General features: G+C 47.5%; 12 protein-coding genes. 5 read left to right on the top strand and 7 right to left on the bottom strand.

Annotated features, from left to right (window positions below):
* Positions 1 to 180 precede the first annotated feature (180 nt).
* Positions 181 to 1,836 (top strand): hypothetical protein, encoded by a 1,656-nt coding sequence (locus BLR32_RS25110; RefSeq protein WP_143011578.1) that lies wholly within the window; start codon positions 181 to 183, stop codon positions 1,834 to 1,836.
* Between the two features lie 133 nt (positions 1,837 to 1,969).
* Here the strand turns inward: BLR32_RS25110 and BLR32_RS25105 are convergent, their stop codons facing one another.
* A complete protein-coding gene (locus tag BLR32_RS25105) occupies positions 1,970 to 2,884 on the bottom strand; it encodes a glycosyltransferase family 8 protein (RefSeq protein WP_089835779.1) in 915 nt (304 codons plus the stop codon).
* Between the two features lie 284 nt (positions 2,885 to 3,168).
* Between BLR32_RS25105 and BLR32_RS25095 the strand changes: the two genes are divergently transcribed.
* On the top strand, positions 3,169 to 5,556 hold the full coding sequence (locus tag BLR32_RS25095; protein WP_089835775.1) for an ABC transporter permease: 2,388 nt from the start codon (positions 3,169 to 3,171) through the stop codon (positions 5,554 to 5,556).
* 355 nt (positions 5,557 to 5,911) lie between these two features.
* On the opposite strand, the gene BLR32_RS25090 is transcribed toward BLR32_RS25095, so the two are convergent.
* From BLR32_RS25090 to BLR32_RS25080, 3 genes are all read right to left on the bottom strand, one after another.
* A complete protein-coding gene (locus BLR32_RS25090) occupies positions 5,912 to 8,335 on the bottom strand; it encodes an ABC transporter permease (protein ID WP_089835773.1) in 2,424 nt (807 codons plus the stop codon).
* 230 nt (positions 8,336 to 8,565) lie between these two features.
* Positions 8,566 to 11,856 carry an NHL repeat-containing protein gene (locus BLR32_RS25085; protein WP_089836099.1) on the bottom strand — a complete coding sequence of 1,097 codons (3,291 nt, stop codon included), beginning with the start codon at positions 11,854 to 11,856 and terminating at the stop codon, positions 8,566 to 8,568.
* Between the two features lie 481 nt (positions 11,857 to 12,337).
* Complete coding sequence (locus tag BLR32_RS25080; protein WP_089835771.1) at positions 12,338 to 13,198, bottom strand: hypothetical protein; 861 nt, start codon at positions 13,196 to 13,198, stop codon at positions 12,338 to 12,340.
* Positions 13,199 to 13,451: 253 nt separating this feature from the next.
* Here BLR32_RS25080 and BLR32_RS25075 point away from each other — a divergent pair, with 253 nt between their 5' ends.
* From BLR32_RS25075 to BLR32_RS25065, 3 genes are all read left to right on the top strand, one after another.
* The gene (locus tag BLR32_RS25075) at positions 13,452 to 14,663 is read left to right on the top strand and encodes a BamA/TamA family outer membrane protein (RefSeq protein WP_089835769.1); all 1,212 of its coding nucleotides are present in this window, start codon (positions 13,452 to 13,454) and stop codon (positions 14,661 to 14,663) included.
* Positions 14,664 to 14,789: 126 nt separating this feature from the next.
* Positions 14,790 to 15,491 (top strand): dipeptidase PepE, encoded by a 702-nt coding sequence (gene pepE / locus BLR32_RS25070; RefSeq protein ID WP_089835767.1) that lies wholly within the window; start codon positions 14,790 to 14,792, stop codon positions 15,489 to 15,491.
* Positions 15,492 to 15,536: 45 nt separating this feature from the next.
* Entirely contained in the window at positions 15,537 to 15,914 is a 378-nt protein-coding gene (locus BLR32_RS25065) for a hypothetical protein (RefSeq protein ID WP_089835765.1), read from the top strand.
* Between the two features lie 101 nt (positions 15,915 to 16,015).
* Here BLR32_RS25065 and BLR32_RS25060 read toward each other — a convergent pair whose 3' ends face one another.
* From BLR32_RS25060 to BLR32_RS25050, 3 genes are all read right to left on the bottom strand, one after another.
* On the bottom strand, positions 16,016 to 16,939 hold the full coding sequence (locus BLR32_RS25060; protein ID WP_089835763.1) for an NADP-dependent oxidoreductase: 924 nt from the start codon (positions 16,937 to 16,939) through the stop codon (positions 16,016 to 16,018).
* Positions 16,940 to 17,018: 79 nt separating this feature from the next.
* Positions 17,019 to 17,657 (bottom strand): NAD(P)-dependent oxidoreductase, encoded by a 639-nt coding sequence (locus BLR32_RS25055; RefSeq protein ID WP_089835761.1) that lies wholly within the window; start codon positions 17,655 to 17,657, stop codon positions 17,019 to 17,021.
* A 71-nt stretch (positions 17,658 to 17,728) separates the two neighbouring features.
* Positions 17,729 to 18,544: a helix-turn-helix transcriptional regulator gene (locus BLR32_RS25050; protein ID WP_089835759.1), complete on the bottom strand. Its 816-nt coding sequence runs from the start codon at positions 18,542 to 18,544 to the stop codon at positions 17,729 to 17,731.
* Positions 18,545 to 18,604 lie beyond the last annotated feature (60 nt).

The raw sequence follows: 18,604 nt of genomic DNA, 5'->3' as shown, positions 1-18,604 counted from the left end.
ATCAAATCACAGTCGACACTTCGTCTTGCGTGGCAGTATGAATATGGCCATTTTGTGGTGCGAAGATAATGTAAAAATTGAAAGCGTGCGATATACTCAGATCAGGGATATCTGTTCCGGAGGAAAGGGATATTTAGCCTATCTGTTGTATATTAGAGGGAATAAATACTGCCATCCGCTATGCCCTACGAGAGCAGAAATACCAAAACTATCACTTCTCCCTCAACCTTTGCCACATCTAATCAAAGTATATCAGGGATATCGAAGACTGCCGTGCCACCGCTTCAAAAGGCGCCGACTGAAGAGCAATCGGAAGAAAGGATTGCACAAATGTATAATGAGCATGCCGGGAAAGTGAATTCATTTCCACTGCCTGATGGAAATAAGTCTGCAGGTGATGAAAAGGCTGGTATAACGCCTTTTCAGTTAAAGGAAAGCAATAAGGGAGAGGCCGCGGATGCGGCGCCGGAGGCATGGCATGTAGTACAGCGGCAACAGGGACGTGTACAAGCTGCAGTTCAGTTGAAAAAGGGGGATGGCGCTAAAGGAAATACATCGGAGAAGCCTGTTCAGCGAATGGTGAAATATGAATTTGATCCTGGCACTAATAAGTTTTTCAATGTGAAGTATATCCGTGGCAACCAGCCCTTATCGCTCATTGGCAAGATGCATGGCAAACATACAACGGCAGATGCCTCTCAGGCCGCAGTTTATGAGCTGGGGCTGGAAGGAAGGACGCTTGAGGATGGATTACACTACCTGACCGAAGTAACAAAGGCATATCTTAATATGCCCGGCAATTACCTGATGGAGTTTCATATGAACAATACGGGTAACATCGCATATAATTCCAGAAATGAAGGCATACCATTAGCCTTTCATACATATTTTGAGCTGCACAAAAAGTTGTATCTATATTCCCTGCAAGCCGGCAACCTGGTGCAGCAGTATAAAGGCGCCGATGATGCAGGGAAACAGATGCTTGCTTTTCAAATGTTGGCCATGGTCAACAACATCACTTACAATCTTGGCGAATTCCGCGATGTAGTTCCCCTGGTGAGCCTTTACAGCAAAGGTGAAAAAGGAGGGAAAGAGAAAGAAGCAAAGGCATCACTATATGAAACAGAGCGTTTATTGAGAGGAGGAGGAACCATTGACGAAGAAACAAAAGCCGAATTGAAACTTGAGTTGATGGATCATTTTGATCTGGCTGCGATTAAAATGATTTATGATACTTCAGAGGAGGCGGACAAGGAAGAGGCTTATGCATTGAATCTGAGAACGGCATTGAACTGGCTTGATATTGATCTATTGGCCTCGAAGGTTGTTGACATGGATAGCGGAAAGATAGCAGACAAAAAGGTATTTGAAAGAATTGCGGGAGAGCTGGTTACCAATATGATCCATAACCATATTGTTCAGATGTATGTGTCTTATCCCGAAGTGGCCAAAGCGGTGAATTTCCAGAATTTCTCAATAACGGATATTACGGCGCTGATGGAGAAGAAGAATTTTTCCCCGCTTAATGATGAAGTTGCACAGATCTATGAAGAGGGGATTGTGGATATGTGGGAAGAAGAAGATGATGCGGAAGTAGAAGAGGAGACAGAGGGGAAAGGTAAGGAGAAATATGATGGTGAAGGCGAACTTGATGAAACCGAAGATGCTGTTGGTGTGGATATAGAAAGTGACTACGACTACGACTATGATGAGGGTTTAGATGGAGAAAATGCGCTTGACGAGGAAATAAAGGGCTTGAACGAAGAAATAACAACTGATAACTTTATACCTGCCAGTACAAAAGAGGAGAGAAAAAATACAACATACCACTTTTAATAGAAAGGGGACAATTCAAAAGTAAGTTGGACGTTGGGAATCGCTTAAATTAAATGACTACCAGACGCCGTCGGGTACCCGAATGAAAAAGAGGGTGTACCGTACTGTTGATACACCCTTTTACTTTTTGTAACTATTTAGCAGCAGTCGCAACAGCAGGTGCTTTCGCGCCACGGAATCTTTTCAGGAAATGTTTTGCCAGGGATCTTCTGATCTTCCAGCTGCGGTGTAATTTCGCCAGCGTAAGCTTTTTGTATTGAGCATCCCAGAAGCTGGTGTCGTAGTCTGCCCAGATACTATAACCGGAGTGGATCGTCTTTCCGAGGAAGTCCCATGGTTTTGGTGCTCCTGCGAAATGGAAGATCACATTGTCCAGCTGTGCTGGTGGCTGTTGTTCAGGCGTCCAGATATTGTTGAAGCGACCTTCGAAGTAATGGAATTTACCGCCAGAGAGACCGTTAAGGATGGTCTGGTCGTGCGATGGGAATTCCTGCGGAAATTGTTCGAAAAGGTCGAGTATACGCTGGTCAATATTCCGTTCTTTCCATACCTTCAGATTGAACAGCAGTACGCCTGCATTGAAGCAGCGCTGTTCTCCGTCAACCCCTAATTTCTCCATCAGGAATTTTCCATCTAATGCATTTTTGAATGGGCCTCTTGGCGCGGCTGCCAGGAAGTGGTCATTAAATTTGATATCCTGCAGTGAGAGGATGTCAAGCAGAATGAGCAGATCGGCATCGAGATAGAGTGCGTATTCTGCATCGATGACTTCAGGAATGAGGAACTTACCGTATGTAGTCCAGTTGCCGTGCAGGGAGTTGAGATGGCCGAATCTCTTCGGGGCATCGAAGTCATGAAATTCCGTTTTACCGGCGTATGCTTCTTCCTGCAGGAGGCGTAGGATGTTATTTTTATGCTTAGGGGTTACATCGGAACAGATAAAGTGAAGTGTCAATTTTTCTGTGTCCCCACAGTTTCTTACGAGCGAAGTGAGTGTGGTGCCGAGGCCTTCAAATGCAAGAAGGTCGATTACAAATGCAATATGCATGTTGAACTAGGTTGTAAATGAATAAAGATGATATATGGTATAGTATTATAATTGAATGTTTTATATACTGCGGAAGTATATAAATATAACATTACAAATATATGAATGAAATTTGTAATTCCTATGTTTGGGGGATTTTTGTTGTTTATTGGGATTGGGGGTGGATTGGACTTTACGCGATTCGGTTGGGACAACCCGGGGGTGAACTTTGGGGATAATCCGCTAATGGACATTGTAGTTACGAAAGCGGACAACATGCCGATGATCCTACAACCCATACCATTATGATCAGGAACTATTTCAGCATTGCCTGGCGCAATCTTTTGAAGAGCAAAGGGTATTCCCTTATTAATATCGGTGGATTAGCTGCAGGCATGGCGGTGGCCATGCTGATTGGGCTGTGGATATGGGACGAGCTTTCCTTTGATAAGTATAACAAAAACTACGATCGCATTGCACAGCTGATGCAGACGCAGGATTTCGGTGGACAGCTGGATACCTGGCAGACGATGCCCTATCCGGTGGGAGATGAGCTGCGTGAAAAGTATGGGAGTGACTTTAAGCAGGTAGTGATGTCTTCCTGGGATTTTTATAAGGTACTTTCTGTCGGTGATAAGAAGCTGCGGAAGATCGGGAAATTCATGGAGCCTGCGGGACCGGCATTGATGGATGTTCAGATGTTGCGCGGTTCACAGGATGCACTGAAAGATCCGTCTTCTATTTTGTTGTCTGCTTCCACGGCTGCTGCTTATTTTGGAGAGGAAGATCCGATGGGTAAAACCATGCGGCTCGATAATAAAGAGAACCTGATCGTAAAAGGTGTATACGAAGACCTGCCCTATAATTCCAGCTTTAGTAATATCGGTTTTATTGCTCCCTGGAGTGTCTATGTTAAAAATGATGTACCCTGGGTGAAAACCAGTAGCGATATATGGGGATCTAATTCATTCCTGGTTTATGTGAAGCTGGCGGATAACGTAGATATGGCGAGTGCTTCGGCGAAGATCGCTAAATTAAGAGCGGAGCATGTTGGTGAACAGGAGAAGCGCTTTAAGCCGGTTGTTTTTCTGCACCCGATGAGTAAATGGCATCTGCATGAGGAATTTAAAAACGGGGTGAATTCCGGAGGGCGTATTCAGTTTGTCTGGCTGTTTGGTATTATTGGCGTGTTTGTACTGTTGCTGGCCTGTATCAATTTCATGAACCTGAGTACGGCACGTTCAGAGAAACGTGCGCGGGAAGTGGGGATTCGTAAAGCTATCGGTTCATTTCGTTCACAGCTGATAGGTCAGTTCTTTAGTGAATCTTTGCTCGTTGTGGCGTTGGCGTTTGTGGTATGTATTGGTATCACACAGTTAATCCTTCCTTTTTTTAATAATGTGGCTGATAAGAAGATCTCCATCCTCTGGAGCAATCCTCTCTTCTGGTTGACTGGTATCGTTGTCACTTTGCTGACGGGATTAGTGGCGGGTAGCTATCCGGCCTTTTACCTTTCTTCTTTTCAGCCTGTGAAGGTGTTGAAAGGTACCTTTCGTGTGGGGCGTAATGCGGCTTTACCTCGAAAGATACTGGTGGTGATGCAGTTTACCGTTTCGCTGGTACTGATCATCGGGACGATCGTTGTATTCCGGCAGGTGCAGTTTGCCAGGACACGACCAGTAGGGTACTCCCGCGAGGGACTGATCACCATGGAGCTGAATGTACCGGATATTCATGATCATTTTGAGGCGGTACGTACTGAGTTGATAAATAGTGGGGCGATTATTGAGATGTCGGAAACGAGTACTCCAGCTACAAATGTCTGGCAGACGAATGGGGATATTTCCTGGAAAGGGAAAGATCCTAATCTGGCGATAGACATGCCGAATGTTGCTGTCACTTCAGGATATGGTAAAGCTGTGGGCTGGCAGTTTAAAGCAGGCCGCGACTTTTCAAGGGACTTTTCTTCGGATTCTTCTGCCTTTGTGGTGAATGAGGCGGCGGTGAAGTTTATGGGATTAAAAGATCCTGTAGGCGAGATCGTGCAGTGGGGCAACATGTCTTTTACCATCATTGGTGTTGTGAAAGATATGATCATGGAATCGCCATATCAGCCGGTAAGGCCGGCGCTCTTTCATCTGAATAAGGATAACCTGGGTATTATGCTGATACGTATTCATCCGAAGCTGGACGCACATGCTGCGCTGGCGAAGATAGAATCAGTATTTAAACGGTATAGTCCGGAGCAGCCGTTCGACTACCAGTTTGTAGATGTTGAATATGCGAGGAAATTCGAAACGGAAGTGAGGGTAGGGAAACTGACGGGTTTCTTTTCTATGTTGGCGATCTTCATTAGTTGTCTGGGGTTGTTCGGTATGGCATCGTTTATGGTGGAGCGGCGAACGAAAGAGATTGGGGTGAGAAAGGTGTTGGGTGCGTCGGTGTTTAATCTCTGGACGATGTTGTCGAAGGATTTTGTGGGATTAGTGGGAGTGGCGTTTTTGATTGCAGGGCCGGTGGGGTATTATTTTATGGGGAGATGGTTAGAGAGGTATCAGTATAGGGCAGAGATGGCGTGGTGGGTGTTTGTAGTGGCAGGAGTGGGAGTGTTGGTGGTGACGCTGGTGACGGTGAGTTTTCAGAGTGTGAGGGCGGCGTTGATGAATCCAGTGAAGAGTCTTAAGGCTGAGTGATATTCTTTTGTTTTTTGAGAGCCGCGTCTTTTCGGATGCGGCTTTTTTGTGTTTAGGCTTATGCGGTTCGGTTTGAGGTGGGCTACTGAGTTTCTGAAGTTCTTTGTCTTCTGGTGTTTTGGGAGGATGGGGCGGATTGGACTTACGCGATCCGGTTTGAGTGTGGGATCACTGGCTGAGTTCTTTGAAGCTCCTTGCTATGGGGCATTTATTTGACGGTTGGGCGATGGGAATGCTATCAAACCCCTGGTAAGTCGCATAGGCATACTTCAAAGAACTCAGGCCAGCGATTCCCACCTCAAACCGTCCGCAGTTATAGCCGCCATCCCTATCACTATCGCTGGTCATTTATTGCCTATTCCGATTTCAACGACTGCACGGGATTCACCAATGCAGCTCTTATTGACTGGTAGGATACTGTCAGTAATGCGATGACTACTGCGATGAAGCCGGCCAGGATGAAGACCCACCACTCGATGTGGACGTGGAAGGCGAAGTTTGTAAGCCAGCGATCCATGGCGTACCAGGCAAGGGGAGTGGCGATGATGATGGCGAGTACGACCAGTTTGAGGAAGTCTTTTGAGAGGAGCATCACCAGGTTGCTGATACTGGCACCCAATACTTTTCTAACGCCGATTTCTTTGGTGCGCTGTTCTGCCATGAAGGCGGAGAGTCCTAATAGACCGAGGCAGGCAACGATAATGGCGAGTACGGCGAAGCTGGTGAAGATCTGGCCGGTTTGCTGTACGTCGGTGTACATGCGGGCAAAACGTTGATCGAGGAAAGTGTATCGGATGGGCTGATGAGGCGCATAGTCTTTCCATACTGACGTGATCGATCCGATGAGATCGTGCATGCTGGCAGTACTTGCTCTGACTGATATGATAGAGGAACTGTTGTCTATTATGAGGCAGAGTGGTCTGATAGCCTGGCGGAGCGATTCGAAGTGGAAGTCTGCTACAACGCCGATAACGGTCCAGGTAGCGCCGTTATTGGTAATGCGCTTGCCGATCGGATCCTTCAGGTTCAGCTGCTTTGCCATTGTCTGATTGATGATGACAGCCTGTGAGTCAGTGCGCATGTCGATAGAGAAGTCTCTTCCCTGCACAATGTTCATGCTTAGTGTTTTGATGTAGTCATGATCAACCGCCCATAACTGACCGGAGATGCGGCCATCTTGCTGTGACCTGCCTTCAATCGAGAACAGGTTGTCGTTCCGTTTGGTACCTGATACAGGCAGGTAGTCGCTGGCTGAGACGCTTTTTACTCCAGGGACTTGCAGCAGCGCATTTTTGAAGGCGGGTATTCTGTTGCCTAATGTATTGGTGCCTTGTATGAGCAGGACGTGCTCTTTATCAAAACCGATCTTTTTATCGAGGATGTATCTCATCTGACGGTAGATGACGAAAGTGCCGATGATCAGTGCAATGGAGGTGGTGAACTGGAAAACAACCAGTGCACTTCGCATATTGGAAGGTTTGTGTCCCTGTGTGACCTTGCCTTTGAGTGCATGGATCGGCTGAAAGGAAGACAGATAAAAAGATGGGTACAGACCGGCCAGTATGCCGATCACTGTTGCTGATACGAACAGTATTGGCGCGAACCACCAGGCGCTCCAGGGAATCCCCAGTGATTTACCTGATAATAAATTGAAATAAGGTAAGAGTATCCATGCCAGTACCAGTCCCAGGACAAGGGAAAGAAAGCTGAATAAAAAAGATTCACTGAGGAATTGCCTGATCAGACTTTTGCGATCAGAACCTACTGCTTTTCTGAGTCCTACTTCTTTGGCCCTGTTGGCAGATCTGGCGGTGGACAGGTTAATGAAATTAATGCAGGCGATGATGAGGATAAAGCCGGCAATGGCTCCGAAAAGCCATACCAGGCGTATATCGCCATGACTTATTGAGCCGTCGTTTATTCCGTCAGATCTCAGATAAACATCCTTTAATGGCTGTACGGAAAAGCTGACCTTCTTTACGATATCAATGATCGCTTTATCTCCGGTCTTCTGCGCGTTTGCAAGGAAGTATTTATCCTTAAGTGCCGCCACCTTTGACTGGAATTTTGCCATATCGGTGCCGGGACGAAGTAATATATAGGTTTGGTAGTTGTTGGCCAGCCAGTATGTTTGTTCGCCGGGCCAGAGTTCAACGCCTTTCAGGGTAAGCAGGAAATCGAACTGAAGATGAGAGGTAGTGGGAAGGTCTTCCAGCACGCCGCCTATCCGGTAAGGTTTGCTGGTATTGTCGTTCACGATGAGCGTTTTGCCTACCGGGTTTTGATGGGGAAAGTATTTATCTGCTTTACGTTTTGTTATTACGATTGTATTAGGCTCACTCAATGCATGGGTAGGATCACCATACACAAAAGGGATCTTCAATATATCCAGTAGCTCCTGATCTGCAAACAGGACGCCTTCTTCATAGGTGTTGTCCTGTTTGTCCGATGGCCTTATCTGGCTGCTGCCTGCTCCAAAAAGTTCCCCATCTAAAATACGGCCCGCCTGTTCTACTTCAGGGAGGTCCTTTCTTACAGCGTCGGCAAAGGGCGCCGGAAAATAAGTGTTTCTGGTATCAGGGTTCCCCCAATCTATTATTGCCCTGCAAATGCGTTCTGAATAAGGATAGTTGTGGTCATAGCTAAGCTCCTGCCCGATATATAAGGCTATCAGCAAACAGGCGGCTATACCGAGAGAGAATCCTCCTATCTTGATGGCAGAAAACATTTTTTGCTTGGCCATACTGCGCCATGCTATCTTGAAATGGTTGCTTAACATGCCAGATTGTTTCTTCCCACGACACAAGAATGTTGCCACTCCTTCAAATCATTGTTTATGGCCACTTTACATACTTTGAAGGCGCGTTTATTTGTCCGGATCTGAACAATCTTTGTTGGGAAGCGAACAGGTAAGTGCTGTCATTAGCCAGGGCGTCTTCACTTTTCCGGAAGAGGTTCTTCAGAAATCACATTGCCCGGAAGGTGCATTGGCAATGATGCCTGTAGCCCTTACTTCTTCCTGAACTGGAACGTGCCCCATAAGTCGGGCGACAACAGCGCTTCGGAAGGTACATCCGCAGTGATACCAGTTGCCTTGTTGCTCCAATAGAGGCGGGAAGTAGTCTCGCCTTTATCACCCCGTAGAATGCCTACATCGCCCTTTATTTTGAGTCCGTCGCTGGGTTGGAGGCCCAATGCCGATACCGGGATAGAAAGCTCGTAATCGCCCCCGGAAGCGGCAAACTGGAGCTGACCAGTGATGTTGTCAACCCTGTCGAAAGTGATAGTCCGGGAGGGTGAGGAGAACGGCACTTTGTCTTCTGAGCGGGTACCAGGTACTACAGCACGGTAGAGCAAGGCCTGTGGCTTGCCGTTGATGACGCTGATGAGCAGTCGGCAGTCGCCGGCAACTGCTGTGCGGCGATTCGGATCGGCTTTGGTGTTGGCGCTGCCGATCATGATGTCGAGGGCGCCACCGGTTTTGAAGGGCGCCTGTGGCATTTCGCCGGAGTTGTCTGCCAGATGCGGATTGCCGGTACGAAAGGCGGCGTACAACCTACCACCGGAGACAGCGAGTGCGCCGGTAACATCGTATGGTTGCGCACTGGAGTTGAAGTATCCTTTTACACCTCTCTTGTCGATGTCGGCCCAGGCCGCGGACGACCAGTCATTCAGTTTACCATCTATGACAGGCTTTTGCGAGAGGATGTTGACCTGTAAGGTTTTCGGACCCGTTGCCAGCTGATTGGCGGCTTGCGTAACAGCTATCGCAGCAAGACTTCTGTTAAGAGAGGACTGATTGACATTGATGGTCATGTCGGGTAGCCGACTGATGTTGTCCATGCCGTCCAGTCTTACGATGGCGCTGCGGGCGCCATCTACCAGGTATACCTTGCCGTCTTGTGTGGCTGTAATGCTGGGCCAGAAGTTTTCTTCACCCAGGGTGATGCTGTCCAGCGACATATTCCTTTGTACAGAAGGCATTCGCCAGATACGACCACTTCTCATATTCTGAAACAGGGATGCGACGAACAGACCATCCGCAGTAAAAATATAGACGTTACCGTGATTACCGTTGATGGCCCATAGAGGACCTATATCGCTACCTTTGACATTGAAGAAACCTCCCAGCAGACGGGTGGTACCGGTGAGTTGTCCGGCGAGGTCAGCGACAGGTGCATTGTGAGATGCATGGAGCCCGGGCCAGAGATCGGGGTAGCTCCATACAGGTGTGCCATCCTTTGTACCGCTGACAGAGAGCGGAGAAAATGGTTTTGTACCTAAAGTAAGTACACTCCATCCGTCGGGACCTTCAAGTAGCTGATCGCCACCGGAGGAAGCAGGAGATTGTACGCCTTGTGCGAGTATTTTTCCTTTGTTGATATCGTAGAGTGGTACGCCCTGTCTGGTGGTACCGGTAGGGGCGAAGCGAACGGCTTTGTCGTTGATCCTGGCGATGCAGAATGACAGGTCAGGCATGATGGTGACACCGCCCGTTTTACCTTGCTGGTATTTTACTTCGCCGGGTTGTACGCGGCCATCACCGTTCTGGTCCTGCCACATGAAGAATGCCTGGCTGGAACCGCCGGGGGCATTAAGGTTAACGCCCTGGGGCCAGGATGACTTAAATGCGTCGTCTTTCAGGATGTCCCATTGCGATGCTTGTCCCATTGCTGCTACAGGATATGCAATACCCTCTCTTCTGATGAAAAGAAAAGCGGTAGGAGCGCCGCTGGTGGGATTGTTGTTGTAGCAGTTGGTGAAGTATTGTTGTCCGTTGTAATAGAGCGGCGTTTCCGGCGCCGCGTTGCGGGATGCCAGTGGCAGGTCGTTCGCGTCCGGACGGTAATAAACCTGCTTTAAGGTAGAAGTACCCGTCTGCCAGTTTATAGAGAACTCCATGGCGCCATGGGCATCGTCCGCATAATAGAAGCGGGATTTATCCTGCGGATCGAGGGTGCCGCCACCGCCGTATTTCGGAGGACCATAATAGGCGTGCAGCAGTTTACCATCGAGCGACCATACGCTGACCCTTTTGGGCAGGTAATCGGCTTCTGTTACCCAGAGTTGTTGCTGGGCATCGATGGTGATACCGGCAGGATTGTTCATATGCTGCGGATTATATGGGCCGGCAGCAGGAGCACCTGGAGTACCGATCTGGCGGAGGTATTTGCCGGAAGGAGAGAATATTTTTACTGTATGGCTTTTACCACGATCGCTGATATAGATGTTGCCTGTTTTATCGAGCGTGAGTGCATAAGGCGCATCCAGGCCATTGTCAATCAGTTTTTCAGGCCTGCTGTTACGCGGGGAGCCTGTAAAACGCAGCAAATCATTCCCCGAAAGCAATAACAAACGTCCTGTTGCGTCATAATACATACCGGCGGGTGCGGTGATCTGAAGACTGTCGGTTACCTTGCCCTTGTTCACATCGACCATTAAAATGCGGTTCCTATTACGAAGGCTGATCAGGAGTATACCGTTATTGACTGCTATGCCGGAGATGGCATCCTGCACATCATCCAGCGCAATTGCGCCGAGAGTATATTTAAGGATCTGTTTAACGTCGTAGTCGTTCTTTTTGTTGACGCTTAATGCGTTGAGGCGCAGTTCCGCAATGCCGGATTGTTTGTTGGTTTCCCATGCGGATGCTACATAGAGATCCGTGCCGGGAATGGCTTTCGGACCATTATCCATGGCCATGAAGGGAGCAGCTGTCCAGACGCCGCCTACCCAGGTACGGCCTCCCCGTTTGCGGCCGTTCATATCTACCCAAGCCATGCCGTCGGGGCCTTCAGTGATGTAACAGCCTAAGAGTACGGCGGGTTGTTTGGTGGGAGAGGCAGTTGCAGGCACGAATAAAGCTGCCTGTGGTGGTGTATGATTGGCGAGCCAGGCGCCAGTGTGATCTTCTGTTCTCCAGGGAGGAGTGCCGGTCGAATAAGTGGCGAGCTCGTAGTGCGCGTTGATAGCGCCTCTTACCAGTCCGCGGACTTTGTATTGCCCTGGTGTGACCATCTTACCGGGAACGTTGTAAACACCATGTCTTGCTGCATCAGCATCTCTTCCGAGATCGTCAAGGCCATCCCATTGTACAGTGTTCTTACCGTCAGGGAACCATGTTTCGGAGATCAGGTTGCGCACTCGTGTTCCTGTATTGTTTTCGATGACAAGGGTGACGTAACCGGCTTGTTTTAAAGTAAATTGAATCGGAATGGCGGTGGGTGATTGCTGAGCGAATGTGGTGTGTGTTACTGATAAAAGTAGTAGTGTAATGAACAGCAGGTGTTTCTTTGACATGGCTGGCATTGATTAGCATTATGGGTGGTGTAGGGCAAAGATAATGCCGGGGACTTGTACCTGCAATTTCATTTACGCTAAGTAGCTTCGGTTTCATGCTGGAATGCTCTTTTCATTTACACTAAGTAGCTTCGGTTTCAGTTTGGGATGTCGGTCGGCGCCTCTCTGGGGATTTGATCGCTGGTAGAAATTATCAAGCATTTCTGTAAGTCCACCTCAACTCCACTGCAGCTTCACTGTTACTTCGAGGTAAAGCCATCTGCACAGTATCATCCTTCGTACTACAATAGTGGGGTTTTTCGGTGTAATGATGTTAGTGTTTGGGATTGTTTGGGATTGGCAGGCATTGGCAAGGCATGTTGCATGTCTGGAAATGGTGCGTAAACGTCAAAATATTTGTTGCCGGACATGAGGATGTAAGCGGCGTTGTACCGTCAGATAAAAGAACTGCTATTTATTCAATTGCGGGATGGGGGCGTGGTTATTCCTTTAGCGGATATAGGGAAGTAGTTTGGCTGAGTTGATGGTTCTTTACTGGTTGACAGCAAGGAGGGATGATGTATAACTGAGGCGTTTTATTCCTGAATATTCTGCGGATCTTTTTAGGTTTTACTGCAGGTAGAACTGCGATGACATCCATGGCAGCAGTTTGTTTATTTGCAGATATTTCTATGGTATTGTTTATTTCATAGCCGCATTGTATCTCAAGTAGGATAATGGTTTGCTCTTTGCTGGCAGGAAGCGTTAATGTGATAGCCTGATGTATGTCCTTGCGTTTGATAGTGATTGTCTCACTGGCTACAGGGGTGATGGCGTCTTGTCTGTGATCAAATGGAAGTGCAATGGCTTTTACAGTGACATGTGTAATGCCTTTGTTCGTTTTAGTATTACTGAGATGAATACCGGGCAGCAGGATGGTTGTCGTGTTGTCCTGGCCACTGGTGATAAGTGGAGGGCTGGTTAAGAATTCATGTATTGTTTTATCGCTGTTAAAGTTAAATCCGCGGAGGGATTGCATGTTATGATGGGTGAGGACTTTGAATCCGGTGTTGTGATCTGTGTCTGCTTTTATGATATTGATAAAAGCTTTGTTAAGCCGGTTATGATCAAAGTGGTAACCATAGTATCGTAGCCATGGGCGCAGGGCATGGCGGACCAGGCGACTGCATCTGCTGGCAGTACCAAAGTCGGTAGCGGCTCTTTTGGTAGGGGCAGTCTGCTGTACATTTTGCGGAGCCCGGCGCCACCACCATTCTTTCTTTCCTTTTTTGTTTCTCCTGTAGTAGCCTACCATATCTCTCAGTTTGCCACTAAGGGGAATAATACTGTTTTGTTTACTCATTGTCATTGATTATGAATGTATTAATATAAGGAAAGTTTAGGGTATCCGGACAGGTGTGCATACTTTGTGCATATATTCAGGGGATAGTTTTCCCCGCCATCCGGCCGGCCCTTTGTTGTTTGTATGTAGGATTGAGCGCGTTTCCCAATCCGGTATGGGGGTAGGATCGCCGTGCCAGTCCGCAGGGCGCATCTGCTGGCATAATATTTAGACTATAATAAGTAGTTATGTTAGAACCAGATTGCGGACACTGATGAATAAATTTACGCTGATAATATCACTGTTTTTAGCCCTTCCCTGCTGCCTGATAGCGCAGCGTAGGGATGATGACCCGGATGAGGATACTGTACCCCGCAGGGACGTAATAGACCTGCTCAAGGGTGCCATCCATTATAAGCCGAAACCACCTAAAAAAGTGGGCAGGCGAAGGATCTATTATTCATTGTTACCGGCGCCATCCTCCATCCCAGGTGGTGGTGTAGCGCTCATCACTTCTACGAATGCGGCCTTTTACCTGGGACCACGGAGGACAACTAATCTGTCGAACGTGTCGTTTACCCCGTCTTTTTCCTTCAAAGGACGCTTTTCTTTTGCCCTGCGGTCCAATATATGGCTGGAGGGTAATAAGTACAATATGGTGGGGGATATGCGCTTTATTATCAATCCGCAGTATACCTGGGGAATGGGCAATGGCGTACCCGATGAGCAGAAGCAGTTACTGGGGAACAATTATTTCCGGTTTTATGAGACCTTTTACCGTAGGGTAAGGCCTAAATGGCTGGTGGGGCTGGGTTACCATCTGGACTGGCATTCCAATATCGGCATCCGGGATAATGACAGCCTGCCCTTATCGAAATTCGTGAGTTATAAGTATGGAACAGATAAGGGGCAGACAGTGTCTTCGGGGATCTCTGTCAACCTTCTGAAGGATTCCAGGCAGAACTCCATCAACCCACAGGCAGGGCATTATTTTAACGCCGTTTTCAGGATCAATCCGACGTTCCTGGGTAGTGACGACAACTGGGAATCGTTGTACCTGGATTACAGGAAATACATTCACTTCGGTGATGAAAGGCAGCAGAATGTACTGGCTTTCTGGGGATTTTATTGGACAACGCTGACTGGTAAGACGCCTTACCTGGATCTGCCGAGTATCGGCTGGGATCCCAATACTCGAAGCGGCAGGGGCATAGATCAGAACCGGTTCAGGGGAAAAGGACTGATAGATATGGAAGTGGAGTACAGGAGGGATATCACGAAGAATGGGTTGCTGGGATTTGTGGTATTTGCGAATGCGAATACAGTGACGCAGCCGGATAATTACAAGTTTACAGGCTTGCATCCTGCTGTGGGTACTGGCTTGAGAGTGAAGTTCAATAAGAAGTCAGGTACTAATATCGCCTTTGATTATGGGATCAGTAAGTATGGCAGCACGTTTAATATAAATTTGGGAGAGGCGTTCTAAGCACAGCGTTCACTATAATGGGCAGTGGTATTGTATGCTTTCAGCACGTATCACTAAACAATGTATTGGAAAAGAAAGTATAACCGGTAGCCGATGGTTACCGGTTATCTTTTTATATTGCAGGTTATGAAAAATGTTGTCTTAGCCAGTACATCCACCTTACACGGAGAAACCTACTTATCTTATCTGCTGCCGGTGATCAGAGAACTTTTTGCCGGTGCTCCTGAAGTGATCTTCATTCCTTATGCCCGTCCCGGAGGGATCTCACATGATGAATATACCCAAAAGGTGGCTGCGGTATTCGCAGTCGCAGGACTCAAAGTACGGGGATTGCATACGTTTGATGATCCTGCGGAAGCTATCAGGAACGGCGCCGGATTTTTCACGGGTGGTGGGAATACTTTCTTACTGGTGAAACAACTGCATGAACTTGAATTAATGGATGTACTACGCTGGGAAGTAGAAAAAGGAAAACCTTATCTGGGCACCAGCGCCGGAAGTAATATCGGTGGTGTGAACATGCAGACGACGAATGATATGCCGATTGTTTATCCGCCCAGTTTCCAGACAATGGGACTGGTACCTTTTAACCTGAACCCGCATTATCTCGATCCTATTCCGGATTTGCCGCACATGGGCGAAACCAGGGAAACGAGGATACGGGAATTCCAGGAGCAACAGGATTTAACAGTAGTAGGATTGCGTGAAGGCAGTTGGATCAGGGTGAGGGCTTCGAGGATTACACTGGAAGGAAGCGTATCGGCGAGAATCTTTCAGAGAGGGAAAACTGCGTATGAACTGGAGGTTGGTGAGGAGATTATTTTCTGATTTGATAAGCGTTGTATTTAGTGCAGGTGCTGCAAAGATTTACCTATGAAATACTTTGGGATTGAAATATTTGACGGCAAGATATATAGTGATTTTCCACTGGAGGAAGACCTGCCGCTCGAAGAGCAATGGTTTTTTCTTAGTCAGGATGTAGGTAATGTGGAATTTCACTTCAGGGGAATGATATTCGGTTTGGATATTAGCTGGTTTGGGCATTTTGAGGATATATATAATCCGGAGTATGGCTTTCGTGTAGACATAGCTGAATGGGGAAGAAATGAGTTCAAAATGATTTACAGAGTTTTTGTCAGGACTGACCTGCGAGCCTTAAAACAGGTCATGCAGGAGGCGGTTGACCTGATACAATCCTTTAGGGAAAAGAGTATCGAGGAGCTTGATGCAATGCCGGATGTGCGGCAGTGAAATTTGTAGATTTCCGATTCCCTGAAGCATTCAAACTAGATGAAATAAAAAAGGGAGTGTCTCAACTAACTGTTGAAACACTCCCTTTTTTCGGTTTGTCGTTATTCTTCGTGCACTTTCAACACGATCTTTCCACGAACATGGTGCCCTTCAACCATTTCCTGCGCTTTAGCTGCCTGTGCCAGCGGTAATACTTTTGCTATGACCGGCCTGACTATTCCTTCATCTACCAGTTTTGCGATAGCGTTCAGATCTTCCGGCCTGGCCTGCGTATACATGCTTATCAGGCGCACGCCTTTTTCTTCAAATGCATCTTTGTTTTCCGGCTTGAGCGTAGTGACCAGTATGCCTCCGGGCATTATAAATGTAAGTGAGCGTTTTTGGGAGTCGCCGCCAATAGTATCGATTACGAGATTAACACTGGTTATTGTGTTCTCATAGCCGGGGGTATGATAATCTATGACTTCATCGGCGCCTAATTGCTTCAGGAAGTCATGATTACTTTCGGAAGCGGTGGCCATTACATAAGCGCCTTTCCATTTGGCAAACTGCACGGCAAAGGTACCTACTCCGCCGGAGGCAGCATGTATCAATACTTTCTGACCCGCTTCCAGTTGTCCGTGTTCAAACAGGCACTGCCATGCGGTTAAGCCTGCCAGGGGAATGGCTGCGGCTGTTACATGATCTACAGAGGCTGGTTTATAGGCCAGCTCACTCGCCTTTACAGCAACGTATTCTGCATAAGTGCCATCGCGTTTTACATCGGGTCTTGTGTAGACGGCATCTCCCTTTTTGAAATTGTGGACGTCTGCGCCTGTTTCTTCAATGACGCCGGAAAGGTCCCATCCCGGAATAAAGGGAAGTGGGCGTTCGGCTCCTCCTGCTCTTAGTTTGTAGTCAACCGGATTTACACCACTTGCATAAACCCTTACCAGGGCTTCATCCGCAGCGATCTGTGGAACAGGGATCTCTTCCAGTTGCAGTACTTCCGGGCCGCCGAAGGAATGGATTTCAATTGCTTTCATATCCTGAATTTTACGGTGTATGAAAGTGGGCGTAAAAACTATGCCATGGATCAGGCAAGCGGGAGCGTAGATTGTCGCTTTAATAGGATAAGCCGGGTGTTTTCCGGAGATAGGTATTGGTGGTCAGCTGCTTCAGCATGAAGTCGGCTACATCGGCTCTTGAGATCTTCATTTTCAGCTTTTTCTCTGTTAGCGGAAACCCCTGTTTGTAGACGCCTGTGTAGGCCTCATCAGTAAGATTGGCGGGACGTGCAATGATCCAGTCCAGCTGACTTTGTTTGATATATTCTTCCTGCAGGGCGTGATCTGCGAAGGCTTTCTTTAAAATGAAAGGCACGATGATGTGTTTGAAGATGAAGGGTGTCTGGTCAAGGAACTTTTTGCTGTCGCCGTAGCCCATGGACGTCTGGCAGATAAGGCGTTTGACGCCAGTTGCTTTCATTGCCTGGATGATGTTTTTGGTACCTTCAGACCTGATGTTGCCGGTTTTGTTGGCAGGAGCGCCGATGGCACAAAGTACGGCTTCCTGTCCCTGTATAGCAGGGATGACGGAAGCAAGATCCATGATATCACCTTTTGCAATGGTGAGATTGGAATGCATAAGGCCCAGTTTTGAGGGATCGCGGACGAATGCTGTAACGAGGTGTCCCTGTTCAAGGGCCTGTTCCACTATACGTTTGCCGGTTGCGCCTGTAGCGCCGAAGACGATGAGTTTCATTATAGTTCGTTTTTGTTAATCCAAAGCTATAATGTCTGCACAGCGAAAAATAGAACGAAACCGGCAGCGGGTTATTTTGTGAGAATAGATAAGTTTTCTATGAGCTCTTTGGATCTTTTCTGAAACTGGAAAGGAGAGAAGCCTGCAAATTCCTTGAAGGCTCTGATGAAGTGGGATTGATCTGCGTATTCATTTTCAAAGGCGATATCAGATAGTTTGTTATAGTCGCTTTGCCTGAGCAGATCCATGGACGCCTGAAAGCGGGAGATACGGGTGAACAGTTTTGGGGTGATACCGATATGTTGTTTGAACCTGCGTTCAAAACTTCTTTCTGATAATTGTAATTCTTCTCTTAGTTCTTTTACAGAGATATTGCCGTTGGCTTGTTTAATACGATTCAGCACATGTTGCATGGCCTTATCTGTATTTTTAATATTGCTATTGATCTGTGCCAGCAGATAAGAGCAGAGGGTATCTATCTGCGCCTGGCTGGAAGAGAGATTGGATAATTGTTCGGAAAGACGAAAGCCCTGTTTATCGGCCATTCCGTCGAGGTCAATACAGGTATCGGTTAGTTCGTCAGCGTTTAGTCCGAAGATGGATTTCAGTGCATGCGGGTAAAAGAAAATGCCTATTGTATTGAATAGGCCGTTTATCCGCAGTTCGGCGTGCGTGGTGGCTTGTCCGTAGAGAATAGTACCGGGCAGTTGTTTATCGTTCTGAAATAAAATGCCTTTATCCTGGTGCTGGAAAATAAGTCCGGGGCAGCCGTCGGCAATGGTCCTGAAGGAGGCGGCTGAGATGTCTGTATCATTGCTTTCCATTACCCAGAAAAACCTGATATAATCTTTCAGGTATTCCGGCGGGGGTATTTGTCTGTATTGCATACCCTTTGAGTTTTCAGGTTAAAGTTACTATGTATTGCCAGATCTGCAAGCAGCAAAGCC

This window comes from Chitinophaga filiformis (assembly GCF_900102545.1).
GTDB classification, from domain to species: Bacteria; Bacteroidota; Bacteroidia; order Chitinophagales; family Chitinophagaceae; genus Chitinophaga; species Chitinophaga filiformis.
Note: the sequence above shows the minus strand (reverse complement) of the source record. Positions and strands in the feature narration are given on the sequence as shown.